The organism is Nonomuraea sp. NPDC001636, from assembly GCF_040298265.1.
In the GTDB taxonomy this organism is placed as follows: domain Bacteria; phylum Actinomycetota; class Actinomycetes; order Streptosporangiales; family Streptosporangiaceae; genus Nonomuraea.
In genome coordinates, this window is sequence record NZ_JBEOZT010000053.1 from 1 (window position 1) to 25,077 (window position 25,077).

At 70.6% G+C, this 25,077-nt stretch carries 26 protein-coding genes; 14 read left to right on the top strand and 12 right to left on the bottom strand.

Annotation, left to right across the window (positions count from 1 at the left end; translation table 11 throughout):
- Nucleotides 1-986: 986 nt before the first annotated feature.
- Both ABT158_RS49065 and ABT158_RS49070 read right to left on the bottom strand, forming a co-directional pair.
- Nucleotides 987-2,444, bottom strand: coding sequence for an outer membrane protein assembly factor BamB family protein (locus ABT158_RS49065; RefSeq protein WP_352366033.1), 1,458 nt, complete (start codon nucleotides 2,442-2,444; stop codon nucleotides 987-989).
- Between the two features lie 286 nt (nucleotides 2,445-2,730).
- A complete protein-coding gene (locus tag ABT158_RS49070) occupies nucleotides 2,731-4,083 on the bottom strand; it encodes a hypothetical protein (protein ID WP_352366035.1) in 1,353 nt (450 codons plus the stop codon).
- A 299-nt stretch (nucleotides 4,084-4,382) separates the two neighbouring features.
- Between ABT158_RS49070 and ABT158_RS49075 the strand changes: the two genes are divergently transcribed.
- The gene (locus tag ABT158_RS49075) at nucleotides 4,383-5,435 is read left to right on the top strand and encodes a serine hydrolase (RefSeq protein WP_352366037.1); all 1,053 of its coding nucleotides are present in this window, start codon (nucleotides 4,383-4,385) and stop codon (nucleotides 5,433-5,435) included.
- On the opposite strand, the gene ABT158_RS49080 is transcribed toward ABT158_RS49075, so the two are convergent.
- From ABT158_RS49080 to pstS, 5 genes are read right to left on the bottom strand one after another with little or no spacing between them, the layout of a single operon-like run.
- Entirely contained in the window at nucleotides 5,404-6,129 is a 726-nt protein-coding gene (locus tag ABT158_RS49080; RefSeq protein WP_352366039.1) for a winged helix-turn-helix transcriptional regulator, read from the bottom strand. The two genes, ABT158_RS49075 and ABT158_RS49080, sit on opposite strands and share 32 nt — an antisense overlap.
- The gene (pstB, locus tag ABT158_RS49085; RefSeq protein WP_352322866.1) at nucleotides 6,129-6,905 is read right to left on the bottom strand and encodes a phosphate ABC transporter ATP-binding protein PstB; all 777 of its coding nucleotides are present in this window, start codon (nucleotides 6,903-6,905) and stop codon (nucleotides 6,129-6,131) included. Before pstB ends, ABT158_RS49080 begins: the two co-directional genes overlap by 1 nt.
- A 15-nt stretch (nucleotides 6,906-6,920) precedes the next feature.
- Entirely contained in the window at nucleotides 6,921-7,793 is an 873-nt protein-coding gene (pstA, locus tag ABT158_RS49090; protein WP_352366041.1) for a phosphate ABC transporter permease PstA, read from the bottom strand.
- Nucleotides 7,790-8,770 carry a phosphate ABC transporter permease subunit PstC gene (pstC, locus tag ABT158_RS49095; RefSeq protein ID WP_352322868.1) on the bottom strand — a complete coding sequence of 327 codons (981 nt, stop codon included), beginning with the start codon at nucleotides 8,768-8,770 and terminating at the stop codon, nucleotides 7,790-7,792. The genes pstA and pstC overlap by 4 nt, the downstream gene beginning before the upstream one ends.
- Before the next feature lie 6 nt (nucleotides 8,771-8,776).
- Entirely contained in the window at nucleotides 8,777-9,892 is a 1,116-nt protein-coding gene (gene pstS / locus ABT158_RS49100) for a phosphate ABC transporter substrate-binding protein PstS (RefSeq protein ID WP_352366043.1), read from the bottom strand.
- A gap of 137 nt (nucleotides 9,893-10,029) precedes the next feature.
- Between pstS and ABT158_RS49105 the strand changes: the two genes are divergently transcribed.
- From ABT158_RS49105 to ABT158_RS49115, 3 genes are all read left to right on the top strand, one after another.
- Entirely contained in the window at nucleotides 10,030-10,503 is a 474-nt protein-coding gene (locus ABT158_RS49105; protein ID WP_352322870.1) for a low molecular weight protein-tyrosine-phosphatase, read from the top strand.
- Nucleotides 10,490-11,275, top strand: a complete 786-nt coding sequence (locus tag ABT158_RS49110; RefSeq protein WP_352366046.1) for a fructosamine kinase family protein — start codon at nucleotides 10,490-10,492, stop codon at nucleotides 11,273-11,275. Before ABT158_RS49105 ends, ABT158_RS49110 begins: the two co-directional genes overlap by 14 nt.
- A gap of 166 nt (nucleotides 11,276-11,441) precedes the next feature.
- Nucleotides 11,442-11,813 (top strand): Rv3235 family protein, encoded by a 372-nt coding sequence (locus tag ABT158_RS49115; protein ID WP_352366048.1) that lies wholly within the window; start codon nucleotides 11,442-11,444, stop codon nucleotides 11,811-11,813.
- A gap of 9 nt (nucleotides 11,814-11,822) precedes the next feature.
- Here the strand turns inward: ABT158_RS49115 and hisN are convergent, their stop codons facing one another.
- Nucleotides 11,823-12,656, bottom strand: a complete 834-nt coding sequence (gene hisN / locus ABT158_RS49120; RefSeq protein ID WP_502911633.1) for a histidinol-phosphatase — start codon at nucleotides 12,654-12,656, stop codon at nucleotides 11,823-11,825.
- A gap of 54 nt (nucleotides 12,657-12,710) precedes the next feature.
- Here hisN and ABT158_RS49125 point away from each other — a divergent pair, with 54 nt between their 5' ends.
- On the top strand, nucleotides 12,711-13,166 hold the full coding sequence (locus tag ABT158_RS49125; RefSeq protein WP_352366050.1) for a DUF4442 domain-containing protein: 456 nt from the start codon (nucleotides 12,711-12,713) through the stop codon (nucleotides 13,164-13,166).
- A gap of 11 nt (nucleotides 13,167-13,177) precedes the next feature.
- Here ABT158_RS49125 and rsgA read toward each other — a convergent pair whose 3' ends face one another.
- Together rsgA and aroA are read right to left on the bottom strand one after the other, a co-directional pair.
- Complete coding sequence (gene rsgA / locus ABT158_RS49130) at nucleotides 13,178-14,209, bottom strand: ribosome small subunit-dependent GTPase A (protein ID WP_352366092.1); 1,032 nt, start codon at nucleotides 14,207-14,209, stop codon at nucleotides 13,178-13,180.
- Nucleotides 14,210-14,300: 91 nt separating this feature from the next.
- Nucleotides 14,301-15,575, bottom strand: a complete 1,275-nt coding sequence (aroA, locus tag ABT158_RS49135) for a 3-phosphoshikimate 1-carboxyvinyltransferase (RefSeq protein WP_352366052.1) — start codon at nucleotides 15,573-15,575, stop codon at nucleotides 14,301-14,303.
- Nucleotides 15,576-15,707: 132 nt separating this feature from the next.
- On the opposite strand from aroA, the gene ABT158_RS49140 reads away from it, so the two are divergent.
- Both ABT158_RS49140 and ABT158_RS49145 read left to right on the top strand, forming a co-directional pair.
- On the top strand, nucleotides 15,708-16,451 hold the full coding sequence (locus ABT158_RS49140) for an SOS response-associated peptidase (RefSeq protein ID WP_352366054.1): 744 nt from the start codon (nucleotides 15,708-15,710) through the stop codon (nucleotides 16,449-16,451).
- 156 nt (nucleotides 16,452-16,607) lie between these two features.
- A complete protein-coding gene (locus ABT158_RS49145; protein WP_352366056.1) occupies nucleotides 16,608-16,940 on the top strand; it encodes a TraR/DksA family transcriptional regulator in 333 nt (110 codons plus the stop codon).
- A gap of 129 nt (nucleotides 16,941-17,069) precedes the next feature.
- Here the strand turns inward: ABT158_RS49145 and ABT158_RS49150 are convergent, their stop codons facing one another.
- Nucleotides 17,070-17,810, bottom strand: a complete 741-nt coding sequence (locus ABT158_RS49150) for a class I SAM-dependent methyltransferase (RefSeq protein ID WP_189646551.1) — start codon at nucleotides 17,808-17,810, stop codon at nucleotides 17,070-17,072.
- Nucleotides 17,811-18,044: 234 nt separating this feature from the next.
- Here ABT158_RS49150 and ABT158_RS49155 point away from each other — a divergent pair, with 234 nt between their 5' ends.
- The 7 genes from ABT158_RS49155 (at nucleotide 18,045) to ABT158_RS49185 (ending at nucleotide 24,473) form a co-directional block, all read left to right on the top strand.
- Complete coding sequence (locus ABT158_RS49155; RefSeq protein WP_125648071.1) at nucleotides 18,045-18,650, top strand: sigma-70 family RNA polymerase sigma factor; 606 nt, start codon at nucleotides 18,045-18,047, stop codon at nucleotides 18,648-18,650.
- Entirely contained in the window at nucleotides 18,647-18,913 is a 267-nt protein-coding gene (rsrA, locus tag ABT158_RS49160; protein ID WP_352322878.1) for a mycothiol system anti-sigma-R factor, read from the top strand. Before ABT158_RS49155 ends, rsrA begins: the two co-directional genes overlap by 4 nt.
- Before the next feature lie 10 nt (nucleotides 18,914-18,923).
- Nucleotides 18,924-19,862 (top strand): NAD-dependent epimerase/dehydratase family protein, encoded by a 939-nt coding sequence (locus ABT158_RS49165; RefSeq protein WP_352366059.1) that lies wholly within the window; start codon nucleotides 18,924-18,926, stop codon nucleotides 19,860-19,862.
- A 226-nt stretch (nucleotides 19,863-20,088) separates the two neighbouring features.
- Nucleotides 20,089-21,444: an HD-GYP domain-containing protein gene (locus tag ABT158_RS49170; RefSeq protein ID WP_352366061.1), complete on the top strand. Its 1,356-nt coding sequence runs from the start codon at nucleotides 20,089-20,091 to the stop codon at nucleotides 21,442-21,444.
- Nucleotides 21,441-22,739, top strand: coding sequence for an HD-GYP domain-containing protein (locus ABT158_RS49175; RefSeq protein ID WP_352366063.1), 1,299 nt, complete (start codon nucleotides 21,441-21,443; stop codon nucleotides 22,737-22,739). The genes ABT158_RS49170 and ABT158_RS49175 overlap by 4 nt, the downstream gene beginning before the upstream one ends.
- Nucleotides 22,740-22,838: 99 nt before the next feature.
- Nucleotides 22,839-24,218 carry an acetyl-CoA carboxylase biotin carboxylase subunit gene (locus ABT158_RS49180; protein ID WP_352366065.1) on the top strand — a complete coding sequence of 460 codons (1,380 nt, stop codon included), beginning with the start codon at nucleotides 22,839-22,841 and terminating at the stop codon, nucleotides 24,216-24,218.
- 42 nt (nucleotides 24,219-24,260) lie between these two features.
- Nucleotides 24,261-24,473: a biotin/lipoyl-binding carrier protein gene (locus ABT158_RS49185; protein ID WP_352322883.1), complete on the top strand. Its 213-nt coding sequence runs from the start codon at nucleotides 24,261-24,263 to the stop codon at nucleotides 24,471-24,473.
- On the opposite strand, the gene ABT158_RS49190 is transcribed toward ABT158_RS49185, so the two are convergent.
- The gene (locus ABT158_RS49190; protein WP_352366067.1) at nucleotides 24,463-24,846 is read right to left on the bottom strand and encodes a thioesterase family protein; all 384 of its coding nucleotides are present in this window, start codon (nucleotides 24,844-24,846) and stop codon (nucleotides 24,463-24,465) included. The genes ABT158_RS49185 and ABT158_RS49190 overlap by 11 nt on opposite strands.
- Nucleotides 24,847-25,077: the final 231 nt, after the last annotated feature.

A 25,077-nucleotide genomic window follows, 5' to 3' on the forward strand; every position in this document is an offset into this window, starting at 1 on the left:
AGGCACGGTGGACCCGTGGGCCGGTGGTCCGGCTCGGGGGTGCGCTGTTGCAAGGGGCGGGTACCGCTTTCGGTGGATTCCAGTCAGTTCCGCCTCTGGTCAGTCCGAGCCGGCCGACTTCGAAGGAGACTTAGGGGTCGTGGCCCGCCCAACTTCGACGGAGGCTGAGAGGGCGTAGCTGACCGCGCCTCGCAGGAGGCTGAGAGGGCGTAGCTGACCGCGCCTCGCAGGAGACGCAGGGGGTGGTTCGTGTCCGGCCTCTGGACCGAGGCTTCTCTAGCGCCGTCTTTGAAGCTGGCCCTACGCCTCCGCTGAAAGTTGACCCTCACCATGGTTGCGCGAGGTGGCGCTAGTGTCGCGACCGCAGATTGGCTTCAGTGCCGTCAGGCACGTGATGTATTCGCGGCATACACCCGGCATCTCCGGAATGTCGCCGCACCTCTAGGCCTGTCCGGCTTTCGGGGCATCTCAGCTGGCCAAGCGCGGGGCTCGGGGGCGGGCTGGCTTCAATGCGCCGTTGATTAATGGAGTGCGCTGGGTTGGCCCTGCTGGTGGGAGCAGTGGGGTTGGGGCTGATGTGATTCTCAGTGGCAGTCAGTGGGGGAGCCTGGTTGTTCAGCCGGATGCCCCCTGCGGTGGCGGTCCCAGATCAGCAGGGCTCTGCGGGTGGCGGGTTGCGTGGGTGAGGCGCGGGTTGTGGGCTCGTGAGTGATTCTGCTGGCGGGAACGAGCCGAGGACGTCAGGAACTGGGGTTCTGAAGAGAGCCCGTCCTGAGGAGAGCGTGTTGGGTGACGGTGACTGTAAGAGGTGGTCCGGGCCCGGCGGTGGTTGTCGAGTGGGAGCGGATGAGGATTGGGAGTGGCGGCAGCGGGGCTGAGGGGATGGTGGGGCTTGAGGGGGAGGGCTGGGGTGGCACGGGCTTGTAAAGGTGAAATGCGAGAAGGGCCCTCACGTTGGGTGCGTGGGGCCCTTCTGGGGGTGAGGGTCAGTTGGCTTTGGTGTTGACGTAGGTGACGGCGTATCTGGTGGCTACGGAGGTCCAGGGGACGGTGATCACTACGCCGTTGCGTTCGAAGACGCGGGCCTTTTCGGCCTCGGTGCCGTACTTCTGGGGGAGGGTGGCCAGTTCGGCGGTCTTGCCGGTGGCGGCGTCCAGGCGGATGAGGCGGGGGGCCAGGTCGCGGCGGTCGCCGGTTTCGACGGCCAGCAGGCCCTGGTCGTCGGCGCGGACGTAGGTGAGGATCGTGTCCTGGGTGCCGGACGATACCCACAGCTGCTTGCCGGTCTTCAGGTCGTAGGCGAGGGCCTTGTTGCGGGAGCGCATGCTCTGCGGGACGTTCTCCGGGAACGTGGCCAGGTAGAGGCGGTCGCCGTGGATGGCGTAGCGGTGTTGTTCGAACAGGCCGTTGACCATGGCCACGGTGTTCATGGCGAGCATGTCCACCTCGGGGGTCTTGAACTCGGTCACCTTGGTGGCGGCGTCGGAGTAGACCGTGAAGCTGTTCTGGCCGCCGGACTCGCTGCGGATGATGGCGGGAGAGGCTGACAGAAGGCTGGTCATGAGGCTGAGCTGGCCCAGCGTGGCCTGCTTGGTGATCTTGCCGGTCTTCGGGTCGAGATACTGGAGGCGGGTGCCGCCTCTGAAGGTGCAGTCGAGGATGACGGCGACCCGGGTGGGGGCGGTGTTGATGTCCTTGATATGGCAGCCGTCGTCGGGGGACGCGGCGGCGCTCCACAGCTTGTGGCCGTCGGAGAGGCGGTAGGCGACCACCGCGTCGTCCAGCTCGGTGACGGCCACGCCGTCGGCGCTCATGATGCGGGGGACGTTGATGGAGTTGGCGAGGGTGGACTTCTCGGCCGGGATCTTGATCTTCCAGGTGAGCTTGCCCGTGGTGGCGTCGATGCCGGCCAGGTGGTCGCAGGAGTTGCTGCTGCCGTACGCGATGGCGGCCTTGCCGCCGGACAGGTCCGGGGTGGCGCCGCAGAGCTGGGCGCCCGGCGAGGGGATGCCCCAGGAACGTTTTCCGGACGCCAGGTCGTAGGCGAGGACGCCGTCCTTCTGGGCACGGATGACGACCTTGTCGGTCAGCCAGCTGCCGAAGGCCAGGGCGGTGGTGAAGTCCCAGCTTCCGGCGTTGGGGAGGGGGACGTCCCATTCTGCCCCGTCGCCGCCTCCGTCGCCGAATGCGGTGATGCCGCCGCCGGTCGTTCCGGTGGTCGCCACGAACCAGGCGGTGCCCGTGCTGACGGAGAGGAGGACCACGGCCGCGCCGGTGGCCAGCAGGGCGGTCTTCCACTTGGGCCGGGGGCTGTGCTGCGGGGGTGCGGGCTGGCCGCCGTACGGTGTGCCGCTGCCGGGTGCGGGGGGCTGCGGGGGTTGGCCGTAGGGCGAGGGTGCGCCGGGGGAGGGCGGGTTCGGCGGGTATGTGGGCTGGTTGCCCATGGGCGGCGGGTATGTGGGTTGGTTGCCGGATGGCGGCGGGTATGCGGCTGGGTTGCCCGTTGGCGGGGCATACGCGCCAGGAGAAGGAGCGTAAGGGTTGGCGGGCGGGACCGCGGCCGGTTGCGGGTAGCCCGCGGGCGGGTACGCGGCCGGGCTCTGGGGCCAGGGCTGCGCGGGTGGAGGGTAGGCGCCGGGGTTGGGAGCCGGCTGGCCGTACGGGTTGGGGGGTGGGGAGCCGTACGGGCCGGGTGGGGTGTTGGAGTGGTCGGTCATGGTTGTTCCCCGTTCAGGCCAGCTGCCCGCGGACGTACGACGCCCACTGCCGTTCGAAGTCCGCCTTGCTCACGCCCAGCACCTTGAACAGTGCCGCCTCGCTGTCGTCGCCCTTGGCCCGGTAGGCCGCGATCACCGCGCTGGTCAGCTTCTGCTCGCCGTACTGCTGGGCGATGTAGCGCATGGCCAGGTGTCCCATCAGGTAGTGCACGTTCGTCATGCCGTTGGAGTCCCACGACGGGTTGTCGGGGAGCTGGCCCGAGAAGCGGGTGCTGAGGCGGCCGGCCACATAGGCGCGGCCTTCCTGGAAGCGGATGTTCTGGTTGATGGGGTGGCCGCGGTTGGCGGAGTACTCGGCGAAGCCCTCGATGACCCAGTTGGGCTTGCCGAAGAGGGAGAAGTCGGCGCTGTCCAGCCCGGCCAGCAGGGAGTGGGCCAGCTCGTGCGTACTGATCTCCAGGATGCCCTCGGACGACCGGAAGAAGGACGTGGTGGTGTCCATGACCACCCGGGTGCCGCCGACCTTGACGTCGTCGCCCAGGGAGGCCCAGGCGAGCATGGGGATGGACACGCCCGCTTCGTGCGCCTTCTCCTTGCGGAACAGGTTGCCGAGCTGGTTCTGCCCCTCGACCAGCGCGACCGCGAACCCGGCCGGCACGGGCGCGGTGGCGTCGCCGTTGCGTTTCCAGAAGTCCAGATTCTTCTTCGCCGCGTTGGCGACCACCGGGGCGACGCGCCTGGCCATGGCCGCGTCCTGGGGACGGGACAGGACGATGCTGGCGCCCGCGCGGACCACGGTGATGTCGGGCCAGATGTCCCAAGGGCCCGGGTAGTACACGGACTTGCTGCCCTCGGTCACCATGGGTGGCGGCGCGCCGTCCACCTTGGTGACGACCAGTGGCGCGTCCTTGGACGCCTTCTCCAGCGTCCAGCGGTACCACTCCGAGACCGGCCGCAGGTCGATGCCGGCGAACCGGTGGACGAACGCGACGTCCTGGGTGAACTTCAGGGCCCGCCCGAAGCTGTCCTCGGCCCGGCCCTCGCGACGCATCACCTTGTACGACGCCTCGCTGAGCGGCACCTTGCGCAGGTTCGTGAACACCTTGCGCTGGTCGCGGACGAGCGCCGCGTTGCCCTTGTCGAAGATCGAGGTGAACGCGTCGGCGTTCCCGCTGCTCAGCGCCTTGCCGTGCTCGTAGACCAGCTTCTCGATCTCCTGGTCGGTGACGATCACGGCGTTCGGGTCGCTCTTGCCGGACGCCTCCTGGCGGCGCAGCGGGTCCTGGGCGCCGTTGATGCGGGTGCGCAGGACGAGACCGACGCCGGCGCCCACGGCGACCGCCACCACGAGCGAGACGATGCCCATGGTGACCCAGAAGCCGGTCCGGCGCCTAGGTGGAGGAGGAGTAGATGGAGGAGGTGGTGGCGGCGGCTGCATGGCCGGCCACTGTTGCTGCTGCTGTTGCCCCTGATACTGCGGAAAACTCGGCCCCGTTGTCACATTTGCCCCGAGAGTGCTGACAAACCCCGAAAGAGGGGAATCGTACCAGTGGCCACATCGCGAGTCTTCGGGGTGGTCGGGTTCTTTGTGGAGTGGTGAGTAGGTGAAGATGTTTTCCGGCTACTCGTAGCGCGGTGTTGCCATTTTTCGTGATAATTCACCGCATGATCGCGGGCAGCGTGCGGACGCTTCCACGGCTGGCCATCGCGCTCGCCCTCCTGCCGCCGCTGCTCGCCCCGGACACCGCCGCGGGAGCGGCACTGCCCACGCACCCGGCGCCGGGGGCGGTGAGCGCGCACGTGGTGGTGCCGGGAACGGTGAGCGCGCACGTGGCCCCGGAGCCGGTGACCGTGCGTGCCGCGCCCGGGCCGGTACGCCTGCCGCACCACCTCGGCCCCCCGGCGATCGCCGTAACGGTCCCGGCCAAGAAACCGAAGGCCGTGCAAACCGTCCCGGCCAAGAAGAAGGCCGTGAAACCCGTTCCGGCCAAGAGGATCACCGAGCGGCTCGACCGCTTCCTGGCGGGCCGGCCGGGCCCGGTCACGGCCATGGTCAAGGATCTGACGACGGGCCGCGTCTACCGCTACCACCCGGGCGAACGGCTGATCACCGCCAGCACGGCCAAGGTCCAGATCCTGATGGCGCTGCTGCTCGGGAGACCGTGGCGCAGGCTGCCCGAGTCCGTCAGGCGCGACGCCGAGCTCATGATCCGCTACAGCGACAACCACGCGGCCGACCGCCTGTGGTTGCGGATCGGCGGCGCGGCGGGCTTCACCGAGGCCGGCAGGAGGTTCGGGCTCAAGCACACCAAGGGCGTCCCTGGGGACTGCGTCGACCTCTACTGCTGGGGCATCACCGAGACGTCGGTGGACGACCAGGTCCGCCTGATGAAGGCGCTGGTGTCCGGGAAGAGCCCGCTCAAGGCGAAGGAGCGCGCGCAGGTGCTCAAACTGATGGGCGCGGTCGTCCGCGGCCAGGACTGGGGCGTCTCCGCCGCGGCCTGCGCGGGCGAGCGCGTACGTCTGAAGAACGGCTGGCTGAAGCGCGTCTCCAACGGGCGCTGGGCCACGGTCAGCGTGGGGCTGATCCGGGGCCGCGGCCACGACTACGCGGTCGCCGTCCTCACCGAGGGCAGCGCCGAGGTGGGAGACGGCATCGCGACCGTCGAGGGCGTCGCCGCGCGGATCATGCGGGACTTCCGGAGGTGCCCGGCGTGACCAGCCGGTAGCCGACGCCGCGCACGGTCTGGATGAGCTGGTCGTCGTTGTCGCCGAGGCGCGCGCGCAGCCGTTTGACGTGCACCGCGATCGTGTTCGTCGACGTGGTCGCGGCGGCGTGCCACACGTGCCGCATGATCTGCTCACGGGTGACCGTGCGGTCGGCGTTGCGCATCAGGTACTGCAGCAGCTCGAACTCGCGCAGCGGGAGGTGCACGACGCGGCCCTCGACGCGTACCTGGTAGGCCTGGACGTCCAGTTCGACGCCGCCGACGGCCAGGACCTTGCGGGATTCGGGGGAGGCCGCCTGGATGAACGGCAGCAGTTCCGGCACCCGGTACGGCCGGGCCACGCAGGCCGCCGCCCCCGCCGCGAGCGCGCGTACGGCCTGCTCGGCGTTCCCCTCGCCGACGCCGAGCAGGACGGGCACGGCTCGCGCGAGCCGTACCGCGCGGACGAAGTCGACCGCGTCGATGACCGGGAGCGTGGCCGACACGAGCACCACGTCGGGCTGCAGCGCCCCCGCCTGGAGCAGCCCTTGGGCGCCGTCCGGCGCGCCGGTGACGGCCACGCCCTCGCGCTCCAGCGCCGTGGCCAGGTCGTCGACCACGGCGTCGTCGGGGTCGGCGATGAGCAGTACGGGCTTGGTCCGCGTGTCCCCGTTCATCGTGGATGCCGCCTGCTGTGGGGTCATCAGCCGAAGCGTCCCGTGATGTAGTCCTCTGTTGCCTTCTCCGAAGGGTTGGTGAACATGCGGGAGGTCTCGTCCATCTCGATGACCTTGCCGGGCTTGCCCTGGGCGGCCAGGTTGAAGAACGCGGTCCGGTCGCTGACCCGGGCGGCCTGCTGCATGTTGTGGGTCACGATCACGATCGTGAACTCTTCCTTGAGCTGGGCCATCAGGTCCTCGATGGCCAGCGTCGAGATCGGGTCGAGCGCCGAGCACGGCTCGTCCATGAGCAGGACCTGCGGCTTGACCGCGATCGCGCGGGCGATGCACAGACGCTGCTGCTGACCGCCGGACAGGCCGGCGCCGGGCTTGTTCAACCGGTCCTTGACCTCGTTCCAGAGGTTGGCGCCCTTCAGCGACTCCTCCACGATGCCGTCGAGGGTGGACTTGCCGACCCGGCCGTTGAGGCGGAGCCCGGCGGCCACGTTCTCGTAGATCGACATGGTGGGGAACGGGTTGGGGCGCTGGAAGACCATGCCGACCATGCGCCGGACCGAGACGGGCTCGACGGTGGGGGCGTACAGGTCCTCGCCGTCGAGCATGACCTTGCCCTCGACGCGGGCGCCGGGGATCACCTCGTGCATGCGGTTGAGCGTGCGCAGGAACGTCGACTTGCCGCATCCGGACGGGCCGATGAACGCGGTGATCGAGCGCGGCTCGATGGTCATCGACACGTCCTCGATCGCCTTGTGCGACCCGTAGTACGCGTCGAGGCCCGAGACCTGGATCTGCTTGGACATTGTGGCGGTTACCCCCTATCGGCCCCTGGCGGGCCTGCGCCACCAGGCGATCAGGCGCGCCACCAGGTTGAGCAGCATGACGATCAGGATCAGCGTGAGGGCTCCGGCCCAGGCGCGGTCGATGGCGGTGTCGTTGGGACGGGCCGCCTGGTCGAAGACGAAGAGCGGAAGGCCCATCTGCGGCCCGCTGAACGGATCGTTGTTGATGGAGTCGGTGAAGAACACCGTGAGCAGCAGCGGCGCGGTCTCGCCGGCCACGCGGGCGACGGCCAGCATGACGCCGGTGACGATGCCGGTGAACGCGGTCGGCAGCACGACCTTCAGGATCGTGCGCCACTTGGCCACGCCCAGCGCGTACGAGGCTTCGCGCAGGTCGCCCGGCACCAGTCGGAGCATCTCCTCGGCCGATCTGACCACGGTCGGCATCATCAGGATCGACAGCGCCAGCGCGCCGGCGAAGCCGGAGAACGGGTTGCCCAGGAAGAGCACCCAGAAGGCGAGGATGAACAGGCCGGAAACGACGGAAGGGACGCCGGTCATGACGTCCACGAAGAAGCTGATGGCCCGGCTCAGGCGGCCGCCGTGGCCGTACTCGACCAGGTAGATGGCGGTGAACAGGCCGATCGGGACCGAGATGAGCGAGGCCAGCAGGACCTGCTCCAACGTGCCGACGATGGCGTGGTAGGCGCCGCCGCCGACGTCGCGGGCGCCGATGTTCCGCATCGAGTGGGTGAGGAACTCCAGGTCGAAGCGGGCCAGGCCGTTCGAGATCACCAGCCAGAGGACCGAGACGAGCGGCACCACGGCCAGCGCGAACGCCAGGTAGACCAGCCCCTGGACGAACCTGTCCTTGATCCGGCGGCTGGTCGAGATGTGCTGGATGGTCATGCCCCCACCGCCCTGAACTCCTTGCGCCGGTTGATCACCATGCGTGCGCCCATGTTGACCAGCAGCGTGATGACGAACAGCACCAGACCGGAGGCGATCAGCGCGCCCCGGCCGACCTGCGTGGCCTCGCCGAAGCCGTTGGCGATGTTGGCCGCGATGCTGTTGGCGTGCGGGGTGAGGATCTCGAAGCTGATGTCGAAGGTGGCCGGGAAGATCAGCGCGACCGCGATGGTCTCGCCCATCGCGCGGCCGAGGCCGAGCATGGCGGCGCTGATGACGCCGGGCCGGCCGAACGGCAGCACGGCCATCCTGATCATCTCCCAGCGGGTGGCGCCGAGCGCCAGGGCCGCCTCCTCGTTCATCTTCGGGGCCTGGAGGAAGACCTCGCGCGAGATGGCCGCGATGATCGGCAGGATCATGATCGCCAGAACGATGCCGCCGGCGAGCATGGTCTTCCCGCCGATGGCCCCCTCGCCGGAGAACAGCGGGAACCAGCCGAGGTGCTCGTTGAGCCACTGCGACGGCGTGCGCAGCAGCGGCACCAGGAACGTCACGCCCCACAGGCCGTAGACGACGCTGGGCACGGCGGCCAGCAGGTCGACCAGGTAGCCGAGCGGCCCGGCCAGGCGGCGGGGCGCGTAGTGGGAGATGAACAGCGCCACGCCCACCGCGATGGGGGTGGCGATGACCAGCGCGATCGCCGAGCTGAGGACGGTGCCGAAGGCCAGCGCGCCGATGCCGAAGACCTGGCTGCCGTTGGGCTCCCAGATCAGGTCGGTGAAGAAGTTGCCCTTGTTCGCCTGCAGGGCCGGGACGGCCTCGCTGATGAGGAACACGGCGATGGCCGCCATGATCCCCAGCAGCAGCACGCCGGCACCGGTGGAGACGAACTTGAAGGGGCCTTCACCATGGCTGCGCCGCGAGGCGGACCGGCGCGTGGCCGGCCCGCCCCCACGGGTACGAACGTTGGTCGTCATGCTGTGCTAGGAGATCGCGCCGACGGCGGTGCGGACCTTGGTGAGCAGCTCGCCCGCGAGCGGGGCGTAGCCGAGGTCCTTCAGCGCGGCCTGGCCCTCGTCGCTGGAGGTGTAGGTGAGGAACTCCTTGACGAGCTTGGCCTGCTCGGGCGCGAGGCCCTTCTCGCAGGTGATCTCGTACGTCACCAGCACGATCGGGTACGCGCCCGCCGTCTTGGTGGCGTAGTCGATGCTCAGCTTCAGGTCGTTGCCGGTGCCGGTGATCTCGGCGGTCTCGACCGTCTTGGCCGCGCTGTCGGCGGTCAGCTCGACGAACTCGCCGGAGCCGTTGGCCACCTTGGCCTTGCTGAGCTGGGAGTTCTCGGCGAAGGAGAGCTCGACGTAGCCGATGGAGCCCTCGGTGCTCTTGACGCTGGCCGCGACCTGGTCCGAGCCCTTGGCGCCCTGGCCCTTGGCCTCGGCGGGCCAGGCCTTGGCGGGCTCGTACGGCCAGCCGGCGGTCGCCTTGAGGAACTTGGTGAAGTTGTCGCTGGTGCCCGACTCGTCCGAGCGGTGGAAGGCCGAGATCGGCGTGGACGGGAGCTTGGCGTCGGGGTTGTCGGCCTTGATGGCCGCGTCGTCCCACTTGGTGATCTTGCTGTCGAAGATGCCGCCGATGGTCTTGGGCGACAGCTGCAGGCCGTCCACGCCGGGGAGGTTGTAGACCACCGCGACCGGGCCGGTCACCATCGGGATGTTGATGGCCTTGCCGGTCTTGCACCGGGCGTCGGCCTGGGCGGGCTCGCCCTTGTCGTCCTTGAGAGCGGAGTCCGAACCCGCGAAGTCGACCGTGCCCGCGATGAACGACTGCACACCGGCACCCGAACCGCTCGGCTGGTAGTTCAGGCTCACGCCCGAGTTCTTGGCCTGGAAGTCCTTCTTCCACTGGTCGATCGCGTTGGCCTGGGCCGACGAGCCGGCGGCGTTGATGGTGCCGCTCAGGCCGTTGTCGTTGCCCGCGGCGGGAGCGCCGGCGGAGCTGGTGGCGGTCGTGCCCCCGGAGCTGTTGTTGTCTGTGCCGCACGCAGCGAGCGAGAGCGCGCCGACGACGGCGACGGCGGCGAGCCGGCCTGCATACTTCACGGTTGGGTTCCCCTCACTTGGTCCTTAGTCGTCCATGAAGTTATGCAGGCAAAGTGACTCAGACCCCCCAACAAGGGTGAACGTTCGGTGAACGCGCCTGGTCGTCTCCATCAATTTGACCAGCGAAGATGGGATACATGAGCTATCGCGTGTGTCTCGTGTGCATGGGCAACATCTGCCGTTCCCCGATGGCGGAAGTGGTGCTCCGCCGGACCCTGGAGGAGCGCGGGCTCGGCGGCCGGGTCGTCGTCGAGAGCGCGGGCACCGGCGGCTGGCACGCCGGCGATCCGATGGACGAGCGGGCGCTGGGCATCCTGGCCGAGCACGGCTACGACGGCGCCGCCCACCGCGCCAGGCAGTTCACCCGGGACTGGTTCGACCGCTACGACCTGGTGCTGGCGATGGACCGCGACAACGCGGCCAACCTGCGCCGCCTGGCGCCCGCCGGCGTCGAGGTGCGCCTGTTCCGCTCGTTCGACCCCGGCGCGCCGGACGGCGCCGAGGTGCCCGACCCCTACTACGGTGGCCGCGAGGGTTTCGAGGAGGTGCTGACCATGCTGGAGACGGCCGCCAAGGGCGTGGCCGCGCACATCGCCGATGAGATCGACTGAGGACCTCGGCTCCTCCCACGGGTGGCGGCTGCAGCGCGGCGTGCTGGAGGACGGGCGGCAGGTGTTCGCCAAGATCGGTCCCGCCTCCGACATGTTCGCCTCCGAGGCCGCCGGGTTGCGCTGGCTGGGCGAGGCGATCACCGTGCCCGAGGTCGTGGAGGCGGGTCCCGACCGGCTGGTGTTGTCGTGGGTGCCGCAGGAGGCGCCCACCGCCGAGGCGGCCCTGCGGTTCGGCCGTGACCTGGCCCGTCTGCACCGCGCCGGGGCGGTCGGGTTCGGCGCGCCCTGGCCGGGGTTCATCGCCGAGCTGCCCATGGACAATTCGCCCGACGGCGACTGGCCGTCCTTCTACGCCTCCCGGCGGGTGTTGCCGTTCCTGCGCCGGGCGCGGCTGCCGGCCGCGGACGTGAGGCTGGTCGAGCGGGCCGTGACCCGGTTCGCCGAGGTGGCCGGGCCGCCGGAGCCGCCCGCCCGCGTCCACGGGGATCTGTGGAGCGGGAACGTGCTGTGGTCCGGCGGCACCGGGGTGCTGATCGATCCGGCGGCCCACGGCGGGCACCGGGAGACCGATCTGGCCATGCTCGCCCTGTTCGGGCTGCCGTACCTGGATCGGGTGATGGGGGCGTACCAGGAGGAGTTCCCGCTCGCGCCGGGGTGGCGGGCGCGGGTGCCGCTGCACCAGCTCCATCCGCTGCTGGTGCACGTGGTGCTGTACGGAGCCTCCTACCGCGACTCATTGATGAATGCGGTCGCCCGGGTGTTGTCGCTCTGAACAACCGATAAAGAAATAGGGGATCCAGCCCCGCGATGCAATTCTCCGCCCAAGGGGAGGAAAGAGGACGGCGGCCGGGTAAAGTTGGCGGATTTCGTATCCGGCGGCCCCGGCCGAAAACTCATTAAGGCGTTTCCTTCTTCCCCCTGAGTCAATTGGAGGGCGCATGGCGGACGACTCCACGCACGGCGCACTGGCCCTGACCCCGCTGGTCTGGGGCCCGCCCGGAGCCCGGCCCGACGAACGCAGGCTGCGCCAGCTCGGGCAGGCGCTGGCCGAGGTGCTGACGGGCCGCCGCCCGCCGGAGTCGGTGGCCGACCGGCTCACCGGCGGGGCCTACCGCGACCTCGTCAGGGCCGGGCGGATGATCTCCGCCGACCGGCCGCCGTTCGTCGGGAGCCCGCACGTCAAGGAGCCGAGGGACGGGGCCGTCGAGATGTGCGTGCTGGTGCACTGCGGCGAGCGCAGCCACGTGCTGGCCGTACGGCTAGAGCGGCACGGCCACCGATGGTTGTGCACCGACTTCGAGACGGCCTGAAGCGGGCCGTCAGGAGGTGATCGTGGTGCCGTTGAGCCGGTTGAGCACCTCGTCGTGGAGGGCGCCGTTCGTGCAGACCAGGCTGCCGCCCTCCAGGCCGCGCACGCCGGCGAGGTCGGTCCAGACGCCGCCGGCCTCCTCGACGATCACGGTGAGGGCCGCCATGTCCCAGGGCGACAGCTCCGGTTCGGCGGACACGTCGGCCGAGCCCTCGGCGACCATCATGTGCGACCAGAAGTCGCCGTACGCGCGGGTGCGCCAGCAGGCGCGGCCGAGGTCGAGGAAGTTGTCCAGCTTGCCGAGCTCCTCCCAGCCGCCGAAGCTGGAGTAGGAGAAGGAGGCGTCCTCCAGCGCGGTGACCGAGGAGACGCTCATCCTGGTGGCCTTCGCCAGGCTCTTGCCGGTCCAGGCGCCGCCGCCGGTGGCCGCCCACCAGCGACGGCCGAGCGCGGGCGCCGACACCAGGCCGACGACGACCTTGCCGTACTCCATGAGCGCGATCAGCGTGGCCCACACGGGCACGCCGCGCACGTAGTTCTTGGTGCCGTCGATGGGGTCGATGATCCACGACCGGGCTCCCCACCCGGTCCTGCCGAACTCCTCGCCCACCACCGCGTCGCGCGGCCGGGCCCGGCGCAGCGTGCCGCGGATGGCCTCCTCGACGGCGCGGTCGGCGTCGCTGACCGGCGTCAGGTCGGGCTTGGTCTCGACCTTGAGGTCGACCGCCTTGAAGCGCCGCATGGTCAGGTCGTCGGCGGCGTCCGCCATGACGTGAGCGAGGCGTAGATCGTCGTTGTAACCCTGCACGGTCAGCCACGCTATCGCGTCGGTCGTGCCGGGCATCAGTCACCGGCAACCCTTTTCTGGTAACTCCCTTTTCGCCTACTGACCAGTAACATGTCTCCTATGTCCACTGATGTAGGTGCCTTCCTTCTCGAAACCGTTCCCTTCGCCCGGACGCTGGGGATCGTGTTCGACGCGGTCGAGGACGGCCGGGCGGAATGCCGGCTGCCCGACCGGCCCGAGCTGCACAACCACGTGGCCGGGCCGCACGCGGGCACGCTGTTCACCCTGGCCGAGTCGGCGTCGGGCGCGGCGGTGCTGTCCAGGTTCGGCGACCAGCTCAGCCGCAGCGTGCCGCTGCCCACGACGGCGACCATCGAGTTCCGGAAGGTGGCCTTGGGCGAGGTGCGGGCCGAGGCGCGCGTGGCCGCCTCAAGGCAGGAGGTCGTCGGCAAGCTGGACGCCGGCGAGCGGCCCGTCTTCGACGTGCTGGTCGACGTGCGCGACGCGGCCGGCACCCTGGTCTCCAGCCTCACCGTCACCTGGACGCTGCGCCCCAACCGCCCCTGAACGGCCGGTGATCAGGGGGCGGGCTCGTCGGGGGCGCCCTCGCGGCTGGACAGCAGGCGGCGCAGCGACTCCAGGCGGGCCGGGTCGGCGTTGCCCGCGGCCGCCCAGGCGTCGAGCGCGCAGCCGTCGCCGAGGTGGGTGCAGCCCTTCGGGCAGGTGACCGTGCCCTCCACCAGGTCGGGGAAGGCGGCCAGCACGGTCTCGACCGACACGTGGGCCAGGCCGAAGCTGCGCACCCCCGGCGTGTCGATGATCCAGCCGCCCTCGGGCAGCTCCAGCGCGACGGCCGAGGTGGAGGTGTGCCGGCCCCGGCCGGTGACCGCGTTGACGTGCGAGACCGCGCGGTTGGCGTCGGGCACCAGGGCGTTGACCAGGGTGGACTTGCCCACGCCCGAATGGCCCACCAGCACGCTGATGCGGCCGGCCAGGTGGTCGCGCAGCTCGTCGAGGGAGCCGCCCTTGTGGACCACGATGTGCGGCACGCCCAGCGGCTCGTACAGGGCGACCAGCTCGTCGGGCGGGGCGAGGTCGGACTTGGTCAGGCAGAGCAGGGCGTCGATCCCGGCGTCGAAGGCCGCCACCAGGATCCGGTCGATCATCCGGGGCCGGGGCGGCGGGTCGGCCAGCGCCGTGACGATCACGAGCTGGTCGGCGTTGGCCACGACCGGGCGCTCGATGCCGTCGGTGTCGTCGGTGTCGTCGGCCGAGCGGCGCAACATCGAGGTGCGCGGCTCCACGCGGACCACCCTGGCCAGCGTGTCGGGGCGGCCCGACACGTCGCCGACCAGGGCCACCCGGTCGCCGACCACGATGCCCTTGCGGCCCAGCTCGCGGGCCTTCATGGCGACCACGAGCCGGCGCTGCTGCTGCTTGCGCTTGTGGCCGCGGTCGGGCTCGACCAGGGTGGTGTAGCGGCCCCGGTCGACGGCGACCACGAAGCCCTCCACGGCGTCCTCGTGCGCGGGACGGATGCGGGTGCGCGGGCGCGAGCCCTTGCCCGGCCTGACCCGTACGTCGTCCTCGTCGTACTCCCGCTTTCTCAGCGGTCCGCTCCCATGCGCTCGCTTCCTCTCACGCCGGACCCTCCTGCGAAGTGCCCGCGCCGCCTGCCGTGAAACGCGCGATCATCGCCGCTCATCGGGACTCCAGCATCGCCGCCCACATCTGGACGAACTCGGGCAACGTCTTGGCGGTCGTCGCGATGTTCTCCACCTCCACGCCCGGCACGGCGAGGCCGATCACGGCCCCGGCCGTGGCCATGCGGTGGTCGTCGTAGCTGTGGAACACGCCGCCGTGCAGCGGGCGGGGACGGATGAGCAGGCCGTCGGCCGTCTCCTCCGCGTCGCCGCCGAGGGCGTTGATCTCGGTGGCCAGCGCGGCCAGCCGGTCGGTCTCGTGGCCGCGCAGGTGGCCGACCCCGCGGATGCGGCTCGGCGTGGTGGCCAGGGCGGCCAGCGCGGCGATCGTGGGGGTCAGCTCGCCCACCTCATGGAGGTCGGCGTCGAGGCCCTTGACCTCGCCCGTGCCGGTGACGACCAGGTCGGCGCCGTCGCGGGTCACCGTGGCGCCCATGGTGGTGAGCAGGCCGCGCAGCGCGTCGCCCGGCTGGGTGGTCTCCGCCGGCCAGCCGGGGACCGTGACCGTGCCGCCCGTGACCAGCGCGGCGGCCAGGAACGGCGCCGCGTTGGACAGGTCGGGCTCGACCGTCATGTCCCTGGCCGCGATCGGGCCCGGCTCGACCCGCCACACGTCGCGCTCGGTGTCGTCGACCTTGACCCCGGCCTCGCGCAGCATGTGGACGGTCATCTCGATGTGCGGCTGGGAGGGCACCGGCGGGCCGACGTGCCGGATCGTCACGCCCTTCGCGAACCGCGCCGCCGTCAGCATCAGCCCCGAGACGAACTGCGAGGAGCCGGAGGCGTCGATCGTGACCTCGCCGCCGGTCAGCGGGCCGGCGATGGTGAACGGGAGCGCGTCGTTGTCGATGCGCGCCCCGAGCGCGCGCAGGGCGTCGAGGATCGGGCCCATCGGACGCCTGCGGGCGTAGGGGTCGCCGTCGAAGAAGACCGGGCCGTCGGCCAGCGCCGCCATCGGCGGGACGAACCGCATGACCGTGCCCGCCAGCCCGGCGTCGATGCGCGCGCCGCCGCGGACCGGGCCCGGCGTCACCTCCCAGTCGACCGCGTCGGTGGTCTCGCGCACGGCCGTCAGCGTGGCGCCGAGCGCGCGCAGGGCCGAGACCATGAGGTCGGCGTCGCGGCTGCGCAGCGCCTGGCGGACGACGCCCGGACCGTCGGCCAGCGCGGCGAGCAGCAGCGCCCGGTTGGTGACGGACTTGGAGCCGGGCAGGCGGACGGAGGCGTTGACGGGCGTGTCGGCCGTCGGCGCGGGCCAGTGCTGAGCGGGCATGTCCAAAGCCTACTGGCCCTGGTACGGCGCGTTCACGGCCTGTGGACGACGCGTCGCCCTTCCGCCGAGCCGGGCCGCCCCGGCCGGAGGCGAAGCCGCGAGCGTCACCCCGGCGTATGGCAATGTGGGGACATGTGCGGTAGATACGCCTCGGCGCGCAAGAAGCACGAGCTGCTGGAGGAGTTCCAGGTCGAGCTCGACGGCGAGCCCGACAAGGAACTGGGCGCCGACTACAACGTCGCCCCCACCAAGAACGTCTACGCGGTCATGAGCCGGTCCTCCAAGGAGGACGAGCACGCGGTCCGGCAGCTCAGGATCGTCAGGTGGGGTCTGGTGCCCGTCTGGGCCAAGGACCCGTCGATCGGCTCCCGGCTGATCAACGCCAGGGCCGAGACGCTGGCCGAGAAGCCGTCGTTCCGGCAGGCGTTCGCCAAGCGCAGATGCCTGATCCCGGCCGACGGCTACTTCGAGTGGATGGCCGTCGAGGGCGAGAAGAAGAAGCAGCCGTACTTCATCCACCCGGCCGACGGCGGCGTGCTGGCCATGGCCGGCCTGTACGAGTTCTGGAAGGACCGCACCCGCGACGACGACGACCCGCTCAAGTGGCTGGTGACCTGCACGGTCATCACCACGGACGCCGAGGACCAGCTCGGCCGCATCCACGACAGGATGCCGATGATGATCGAGCGCGACCGCTGGGCCGACTGGCTCGACCCGGGACTCACCGACACCGAGCGCGCCTCACGACTCCTGGTGCCCGCGGAGGCCGGGAGGCTGGCGGCGTATCCCGTTTCTACTGATGTCAATAATGTCCGGAACAATGGGCCGGATCTCATCAAACCGCTTCCCGACGAGGAGGAAGCCGGCCTTTTCTAAAGGTGTAAGAAGCATGGTAAGTGGGCATTCGGTGAGGAAAGCGATGCGACCGTTCACTCGGTGTCACCGCTCCAACATGCCCCTAATTGCGCCGGGCGGGACAACCGGGGAGTCCTGGCCGCGGGCTTCCCCCTTTTCACCCGGAGGTGCGGATTCGTGGACGTCACGACCGCTCGTAAGCGACTCGAAGACATGCTCGCGGAGCTGGACCGCTCGATCGGGGTCCTCCAGGGCGACCCCGTCGCGATCCGCGAGCACTCGGCGGCCGACGCGGGCTCCGACCTCACCGACGCCGACCGCGCGCAGGCCATGCTCACCGTGGCGACCGCGCAACGCCGCGCGGTGACCGAGGCGATCAGGCGCCTGGACGAAGGCGCGTACGGCAGGTGCGTCGACTGCGCCGAGCCGGTGCCCGAGGGCCGGCTGGAGGCCCGCCCCGAGGCCGCCCGCTGCGTGCCGTGCCAGGGAAGACGCGAACGCCGCCGCTGATCCGCGGAGGCACCGAAGGCCGCCGGACGAGGAGAACGGCGGCCCCGGGAACGGCCGGCGCCCCCCGGAGACCGACCCGCGCCCCCCGGGCACCGACCCGCGGCCCCCGGAAACCGGCCGGCGGGTCGGTCAGCTCTTGCGGGCGCTGGCCACCAGGTGGATGCCCACCGTGTCGTCGTCGTCGGGATGGGCGTCGAGCTCGGTGCGCACGAGCCAGGTCAGGGCCCGCCCGTCGGACCCGAGCACGTGGTCCACCGTGGACGGCGACAACACCGTGCGCGGCCGCATCCACTCCACCTCCAGCCCGGCCCCCATCAGCAGCTCGCGGAGCTGGCCGCTGCTGAAGCAGCGCGTGATGCTGCCGTCGGGCCAGGGCACCAGCATGACCTCGCCGGTCTGCCGCAGGTGCTGCCACTGCTCCTGCTCGGCCAGGATCGCCATGCCGAGCACCAGCGAGTCGACGCACACCAGCGCCCGCCCGCCCGGACGCAGCACCCTGGCCACGTCGCTCATCGCCGACTCGGCCATGAGCTCGATCGACATCGCGCGTTCCTCGGCGAGCACCGCGTCGACGCTCTCATCAGGAAGAAACGCCAGATCGTCGGCGCGTACGTGCCGAACCCGGTCGGCGTCCCGCAAACGGGACTGCGCGTCCACGGTCCGGCGGAAGTCGAGCACCTCGATCACCCGGTGCCCCGCCCTCGCGGCCTGGCCGGACCAGCGTCCGCGGCCGCCGGACAGATCGAGGATCACCGACGGTTCGCCGGGGAGCCAGCGGTTCAGTTGCTCGGCGGCGACGGCGCGGTAGAAGGTCCAGTACGGCCCGAGCGTCCCAGAGCCGTTCAGTTCCTCGGCCGGAATGGGCAGCACACGCGACTCCTGAGTTCCGGAAAAAGGGCTACCAGCCGGTACGTATGGACGTTCCCCGCACCGGGTCCTCTGTACCTTCTATCTTGCGGGAACAGACAAGGGCGCGGGCGTGTTGCGACGAGCATGCTCACATTGGAAAGACCGCGCCCCGATGACCAGGAGGTCATCGGCCAGCGGGTATTCTCCCCTGAGTACGGTGTACCGCCACAGCCGGCCACCGGTGATCTTAGGGGGGTGGGTCCGGTGCCCGCGACAGGCGCGGAGACTCTGGAGCAGCGCAGCGAGCGGTTCGAGCGCGACGTCATGCCGTATCTCGAACAGCTCTACTCCGCCGCGCTCCGGATGACCCGGAATCCAGCGGACGCGGAGGACCTGCTTCAGGAGACCTTCGCCAAGGCGTTCGCGTCGTTCCACCAGTTCCAGGAGGGCACGAACCTCAAGGCGTGGCTCTACCGGATCCTGACGAACACGTTCATCAACAGCTACCGCAAGAAGCAGCGTGAGCCCAAGCAGTCCGGCACCGAGGAGATCGAGGACTGGCAGCTCGCGCGCGCCGAGTCCCACACCTCGAGCGGGCTGAAGTCGGCCGAGGTCGAGGCGCTGGAGCACCTCCCCGACGGCGACATCAAGCAGGCGCTCGCGGCGCTGCCGGAAGAGTTCAGGATCGCCGTCTACCTCGCCGACGTCGAAGGCTTCCCCTACAAGGAGATCGCCGACATCATGGGCACTCCCATCGGCACCGTGATGTCCAGGCTGCATCGGGGACGCAGGCAGCTCCGGGGCCTCCTTGAGGACTACGCCCGCGAGCGCGGCCTGGTCCCCTCGGAGGGATCGAAATGAGCTGTGGCAACCCGCACGACACCGACTGTCGCGAGGTGCTGGACAAGGTCTACGCCTACCTCGACGGCGAGCTGACCGACGGTGACGTCTCCGACATCCGGGTGCATCTCGACGAGTGCAGCCCGTGCCTGAAGGAGTACGACCTCGACAAGGCGGTCAAGGCGCTCGTGGCCAAGCACTGCGGCTGCGACCCCGTCCCCGCCGATCTGCGTTCCAAGGTGCTGGCCCGGATCGAGCAGGTGAGGTCGGAGCTGGCCGACTAGGATTCACGCCATGCGCGTCCTAGTCACCGGTGGTGCCGGTTTCATCGGGTCGAATCTCGTCGACCGCCTGCTCGCGGACGGACACGAGGTCGTCGCCGTAGACGACCTGTCCTCCGGCAGCAGGGACAACCTGGTCAACGCCGCCGAGAGCGACCGTTTCAGCCTGCACGTCCTCGACGTGCGAGACCCGGCGATCATCGGGCTGGCGGCCGAGCTGCGGCCCGAGGTCATCTGCCACCTGGCCGCCCAGATCAGCGTACGCAGGAGCGTCGCCGACCCCGTCCATGACGCCCGGCTCAACGTCGAGGGCACCGCGTCGGTGCTGACGGCGGCCAAGGAGGGCACCACGCGCAAGGTGGTGTTCGCCTCGTCGGTGGCGGTCTACGGCCGGCCCGCCACGATCCCCGTGCCCGGCGACGCGCCCACCGACCCGCGCTCGCCGTACGCGGCCTCCAAGCTGAGCGCCGAGATCTACCTGGCCACCTTCCGCGCCCTCTACGGCCTGGAGTACACCACGCTGGTGCTCTCCAACGTCTACGGCCCGCGCCAGTCGCCCGACGGCGAGGCCGGCGTCGTGTCGATCTTCACCGACGCCCTGCTCAACGGCACCCCCACCGTCCTCTACGGCGACGGCACCCAGACCCGCGACTACGTCTACGTCGACGACGTGGTCGACGGCTTCGTCCGGGCCTGCGGCAGCGAGGGCAACGGCCGCCGCTTCAACCTCGGCACCGGCATCCAGACCACCGACCGGCGCCTGCACTCGCTGATCGCCGACGCGGCCGGCGCCCAGGACAAGCCGGGCTTCGCGCAGCCGCGCCTCGGCGACCTGCCGGCGATGGCCGTCGATCCGGTGCCCGCCCACGAGGGGCTGCGCTGGGAGCCGCGCACCGACCTGCCGACCGGCGTGAAGAGCACCGTGGCCTGGGCGCGGAGTCGCGCCAGGTAGTTGCTTGATTACACTTTGCTTGCGATTTCCCGCTCGGCCCGTACGGTGACGTCCTCTTCTGTAGCGTGAGCTTTCAGAAGTCGACGTGGAGGCATGTGGGATGTTGAAGGACAGGTTCACCCGGTCGCTCGCCGCCGTCATCGTGGTCACCTCGATGGTGGCCCTGGCCGGCGTCGGCGCGCTTCCGCCAGGGGTTTCCTGGACCTGACCGCAGTAGGGGGCCGCAATGCGTGACCTGCCCTGGCCCGCGAGGGTCTACCTGGTCGCCGTGATCGCGGCGGCGGCCGCGCTCATCGGGCACAGCGCCATCGTCTCCGGCCCGCTCGTGGCGCCGGAGAAGCTCGACATCCTGCTGGTGCTCGGGCTGCTCTTCCTGGTGTGCGAGTCGATGCCGACGCTGCTCAACGTGGAGCAGTTCGCGGTGTCGGTGAGCTTCTCGGCGTCGCTGGCCGCGGTCGTGCTGATCGGGCCGGAGGGCGCGGCGCTGGTGGGGCTCACCGCCGCGGTCAGCGTGCGCCCGGGGCTGCCGCTGATCAAGCGGCTGTTCAACGGCGCCCAGTTCGCCGTCTGCGGCTACGCCTCCGGCTGGGTCTACGAGTGGCTGCACGGCACGGTCGGGGTGCCGCGGGTCAACGAGTTCGACAGCCTCATCGGCCCCTACGCCGCCGCGACCGCCGTGTTCGTGCCGCTCAACATCGTGCTCACGCTGACCATGATCAGCCTGGCGACCGGCGTGCGGGCCACGGAGGTGCCGCTGCGGGGCATGGTCCAGTTCCTGCTGTCCTATCTCGGTTACGGCACGTTCGGGCTGCTGGTGGCCGGGTTGTGGGCGACCGTGCAGTCGATCTCGGCGGTGCTGGTGCTGATGCCGCTGTTCGTGGCCCGGTGGGCGTTCGGCCAGTACCACGCCCAGCAGCGCTCCTACGACGCCACCATCGCCGCGCTGTGCCAGGCCGTCGAGACCAAGGACTACTACACCCGGGGCCACTGCACGCGCGTCTCGCTCGCCTCCAGCATGATCGCCGAGGAGATCGGCATGCGGCTCGAACGCCTGCGCGCCATCCGCTACGCCGGCATGCTCCACGACGTCGGCAAGCTGGGCGTGCCCACGAAGGTGCTGCAGAAGGACGGCCCGCTCACCGAGGGGGAGCTCGCCGCGATCCAGCTCCATCCGATGCGCGGGCTGGAGATCGTCCGCGGCATCGGCTTCCTCGACGAGGCCTACGCCGGGATCATGCACCACCACGAGCGCCACGACGGCACCGGCTACCCGATGGGCCTGGCCGGCGACGAGATCCCCGAGTTCGCCAAGGTGATCGCGGTGGCCGACGCGTTCGACTCGATGACCTCCGACCGTTCCTACCGGGGAGCGCGCCCGGTCGAGGTGGCCGTGGAGGAACTGCGCAAGTGCGCCGGCACGCACTTCGACCCGGTCATGGTGGCCGCGTTCATCCGGGCGCTGGAACGCAATCCCTGGCAGCCGCCGCGCCGGGTCGAGGCGCCGCCGCCCGACGCCGCCGAGGCGACGATCAAGGACCACGACGACCCGACGATGCCGATCCAGGTCGTGAGCGGGCCATGACCACCACAGAGCGCGTCCGGCGCGCCGACCGGGCACCGGCCACCGTCCTGCGCCGGCTCGACTCCGGCCAGTTGTTGCTGATCTGCGCGGCCGGGCTGGTCGCCGTCGCGGGCGTGGCGCACACGGCGGCCGTGGGGCTCGACCGTCCCGAGATCGCCATCGGGTTCGGCGCGCTGATCGCGGTCGGCGAGCTGGCCCGGCTGACCATGCCGGGCAACAGGGAGGTCGCGCCCATCGGCGCCGCCGCGGCGCTCGGCTACACCCTGCTGCTCGACCTCAGCCAGAACCAGTTGCGCCACTCCGCGCTGCAGGTCGTGGCCGTGATCGCGGCCGGGATGATCGCGGGCGCGCTGCCCCACCTGGCCGTCGGCCGGCCGCCGCGGCTCGACGCGATGGCCCGCCGCCTGCTCACCGGCGCGCTGCTGGCCTTCGCCTTCCGCCCGCTGGCCGACCCGCTCTACCAGCTCACCAAGCCGCCGCCGGGCGCCCACACCTGGTGGCCGGCGCTCGTGGTGATGGTCTCGCTGATCACGGTGACGCTGCTGGTCGACGTGCTGATCGCGGCGCTGCTGCGGGCCGAGCGGCTGCGCACGGCGTTCCGGGTGGCGGTGCGCGACGAGATCAACATGGCGTTCCCGCTGGGCGCCGCGGTGGCCGCCTCCGGCGTGCTGCTCGCGCTCGCCACGCACAGCATGGACCTGGTGGCGCTGCTGGTGTTCGCCGCGCCGCTGCTGGTCACGCAGGTGGCCTTCCGCAAGTACGCCGGCATCCGCGCCACCTACCTGCAGACCGTCCGCGCCCTGTCGCGGGTCACCGAGGTCGGCGGCTACGTCGAGCCAGGCCACTCGCGCCGGGTGTCCCGGCTGGCCGTGGCGGTCGGCCGGGAGCTGGGCATGGCCGAGCCCGAGCTGCTGGAGCTGGAGTACGCGGCCCTCATGCACGACATCGGCCAGCTCTCGCTGCGCGACCCCATCCCGGGCGGCGCCACCGTGCTGGCCGATCCGGAGCAGGCGCGGCGCATCGCCGAGCTGGGGGCCGAGGTGATCAGGCAGACGGGCGTGCTCGACCGGGTGGCCGAGGTGGTCCGGAGACAGTGCGACGAGATCGCCGACGACCCGCCGCTGTCCAGCCGGATCATCAGGGTCGCCAACGCCTACGACGACCTGGTGGGCCCGTCCACCGATCGCGACCGGTCGGGGGCGGCGCTGGAGCGCATCGGGCTCACGGCGGGCAGCGCGTACGACGCCGCCGCGCTCGACGCCCTGACCCGGGTGGTCGGCAGAGGCCGCGTGTAGCCGATTGCCCGGCTTTGTGGGGTTCCTACAGATCATTCTCCGCTGATCGGTACTTCACGAGAAAAGGGACGAGCCGACGCCGGTCATAGGGTTGTCCGCGTGACTGCTGAGACGCTCGGACCCGTTCTGATCGCCAACCGGGGGGAGATCGCCCGGCGGATCATCCGTACGGTCAGGCGCATGGGCCTGCGTGCCGTCGCCGTGCACTCCGAGGCCGACGCCGGGCTGCCGTTCGTGCGCGAGGCCGACGAGGCGGTGCTGATCGGCCCGGCCGACCCCGCGCAGAGCTACCTCGACCCGGCCAGGGTGCTGGACGCGGCCCGCGCCACGGGAGCGGGCGCGGTTCATCCCGGTTACGGCTTCCTGTCGGAGAACGCCGCGTTCGCGCGGGCGGTGATCGAGGCCGGGCTCGTGTGGATCGGGCCGTCGCCGGAGTCCATCGAGCGCATGGGCGACAAGATCAACGCCAGGAACCTCATGGAGCAGGCGGGCGTGCCCGTCGCCGCGGGCACCAGGGAGCCGGTCACCGACCTGGTCGCGGCGCTCGACGCGGCCGAGCTGATCGGCTACCCGGTCATGGTCAAGACCGCCGGCGGCGGTGGCGGGATCGGCATGAGCGTGGCCCGTGACGACGCCGGGCTGGCCAAGGCGTTCGAGCAGGCGGCCAGGGCGGCGGCCAGGTTCGCCGCGGCGGCCGCGGCGGGCGGCGCGGGCGACGCGCTGGCCGGGCCCGCGGTCCTGCTGGAGCGTTACGTCGAACGTGCCCGGCACGTCGAGGTGCAGATCCTCGGCCTGCCCGACGGCCGGGTGCTGGCCCTGGGCGAGCGCGACTGCTCGGTGCAGCGCCGCCACCAGAAGGTCGTCGAGGAGTCGCCGTCCCCCGGCATCGGCCCCGAGCTGCGCGAACGCATGCTGGCCGCGGCCGTGCGGGCCGGCGAGGCCGTCGGCTATCTCGGCGCGGGCACGGTCGAGTGCCTGGTCGACGCCGACGCCCAGGACTTCGTGTTCCTGGAGATGAACACCAGGCTCCAGGTCGAGCACCCGGTCACGGAGCTGGTCACCGGCCTCGACCTGGTGGAACTGCAGCTCCGCGTGGCCGCCGGGGAGAGCCCGGAGATCACGGTGGCGCCCGAGGGGCACGCGATCGAGTTCCGGGTCCACGCCGAGGACCCCAAGCGCTTCCTGCCCGGTCCCGGCCGGATCACCACCTGGGACGAGCCCGTCGGCGCCGGCATCCGCGTCGACTCCGGCTACGCGGCGGGCGACACGGTGACCATGTTCTACGACCCGCTGATGGCCAAGCTGTGCGTGGTCGGGGCCGACCGGACCGAGGCGCTGGAGCTGGGCCGCAAGGCGGTCGCGGAGTTCACCGTCGAGGGGCCGAGGAGCAATCTGCCCTTCTGCGCCGAGCTGCTGGAGAACCCGGCATTCGTCGCGGGAGACTACGACACGGGTCTGGTCGGGCGAATGCGGCCCTGACCCGGTCGACATTGTTGGTGACGTCGGAAGAGGAGAGCGCCGGTGGCCGAGGTACGCGCCGAGATGGTGGCGAACGTGTGGAAAGTGGTCGTCCGGGAGGGCGAGGCGGTCTCCGAGGGGGACACGCTGGTCATCCTCGAGTCGATGAAGATGGAGATCCCCGTGCTCGCCGAGGACGGTGGTGTGGTGTCGCAGCTCAAGGTGGCCGAGGGCGACGTGATCCAGGAGGGCGATCTGATCGCCGTCATCGACTGAGGCGGGCCAGGAACCTGGCGCGGTCGACGACCGTCCGCTCGATCGTGCCGCGGCCCACGAGCGTGCCCTGCCGGTCGCGGGCCTCGAAGGCGAAGACCAGGCGCCGGCCGTCCACGACGGTGAGCTCGGCGGTGAGCTGGACGTGGTCGCCGACGGCGCTGGCGGCCAGGTGTTCGAGCTCGACCCGGGTGCCGACGGACGTCTCGCCCTCGGCCAGGTGCGGGCGCACGGCATCGAGGGTGGCGCGTTCGGCCAGCGCGAGCAGCCTGGGCGTGGCCAGCACGGGCACGTCGCCGCTGCCGGCTCGCTCGGCTGTGTCCGATCTCTCGACCATGGTGAGCAGTTGCGAGCGGAGGCCAGGTGAGAGCGTCATGGGGGTCAGCCTACCGAGGGTGGTTCTGATCTCCAGGAAACGCGGACAACACCGCCCATAAGGCTCCAGGATAGGGTTTGTACGGCTTGCGGCATATGAGTGGCATGTGGGGCTCCTGAGACAGGTACACTCTCGGAGTTTCCGTGACCACTGTGTTACCTCACCGCGACAAAAGTTCGCTTTGTTGGAGAACCGCGGGGTGGGCGAGGTTACGGATGTAGGGGGTAGCGG

What these genes read in the sequence shown, in the direction of transcription:
- pstB (WP_352322866.1), bottom strand. Translation starts at nt 6,905, where the DNA reads ATGTCCAAGCAGATCCAGGTCTCGGGCCTCGACGCGTACTACGGGTCG.
- ABT158_RS49140 (WP_352366054.1), top strand. Translation starts at nt 15,708, where the DNA reads ATGTGCGGTAGATACGCCTCGGCGCGCAAGAAGCACGAGCTGCTGGAG.
- ABT158_RS49080 (WP_352366039.1), bottom strand. Translation starts at nt 6,129, where the DNA reads ATGACCCCACAGCAGGCGGCATCCACGATGAACGGGGACACGCGGACC.
- ABT158_RS49075 (WP_352366037.1), top strand. Translation starts at nt 4,383, where the DNA reads ATGATCGCGGGCAGCGTGCGGACGCTTCCACGGCTGGCCATCGCGCTC.
- ABT158_RS49175 (WP_352366063.1), top strand. Translation starts at nt 21,441, where the DNA reads ATGACCACCACAGAGCGCGTCCGGCGCGCCGACCGGGCACCGGCCACC.
- ABT158_RS49125 (WP_352366050.1), top strand. Translation starts at nt 12,711, where the DNA reads ATGTCTCCTATGTCCACTGATGTAGGTGCCTTCCTTCTCGAAACCGTT.
- aroA (WP_352366052.1), bottom strand. Translation starts at nt 15,575, where the DNA reads ATGCCCGCTCAGCACTGGCCCGCGCCGACGGCCGACACGCCCGTCAAC.
- ABT158_RS49170 (WP_352366061.1), top strand. Translation starts at nt 20,089, where the DNA reads ATGCGTGACCTGCCCTGGCCCGCGAGGGTCTACCTGGTCGCCGTGATC.
- rsrA (WP_352322878.1), top strand. Translation starts at nt 18,647, where the DNA reads ATGAGCTGTGGCAACCCGCACGACACCGACTGTCGCGAGGTGCTGGAC.
- ABT158_RS49110 (WP_352366046.1), top strand. Translation starts at nt 10,490, where the DNA reads ATGAGATCGACTGAGGACCTCGGCTCCTCCCACGGGTGGCGGCTGCAG.
- ABT158_RS49165 (WP_352366059.1), top strand. Translation starts at nt 18,924, where the DNA reads ATGCGCGTCCTAGTCACCGGTGGTGCCGGTTTCATCGGGTCGAATCTC.
- pstA (WP_352366041.1), bottom strand. Translation starts at nt 7,793, where the DNA reads ATGACCATCCAGCACATCTCGACCAGCCGCCGGATCAAGGACAGGTTC.
- ABT158_RS49065 (WP_352366033.1), bottom strand. Translation starts at nt 2,444, where the DNA reads ATGGGCAACCAGCCCACATACCCGCCGAACCCGCCCTCCCCCGGCGCA.
- ABT158_RS49115 (WP_352366048.1), top strand. Translation starts at nt 11,442, where the DNA reads ATGGCGGACGACTCCACGCACGGCGCACTGGCCCTGACCCCGCTGGTC.
- ABT158_RS49105 (WP_352322870.1), top strand. Translation starts at nt 10,030, where the DNA reads ATGAGCTATCGCGTGTGTCTCGTGTGCATGGGCAACATCTGCCGTTCC.
- hisN (WP_502911633.1), bottom strand. Translation starts at nt 12,656, where the DNA reads ATGCCCGGCACGACCGACGCGATAGCGTGGCTGACCGTGCAGGGTTAC.
- ABT158_RS49070 (WP_352366035.1), bottom strand. Translation starts at nt 4,083, where the DNA reads ATGGGCATCGTCTCGCTCGTGGTGGCGGTCGCCGTGGGCGCCGGCGTC.
- ABT158_RS49190 (WP_352366067.1), bottom strand. Translation starts at nt 24,846, where the DNA reads ATGACGCTCTCACCTGGCCTCCGCTCGCAACTGCTCACCATGGTCGAG.
- pstC (WP_352322868.1), bottom strand. Translation starts at nt 8,770, where the DNA reads ATGACGACCAACGTTCGTACCCGTGGGGGCGGGCCGGCCACGCGCCGG.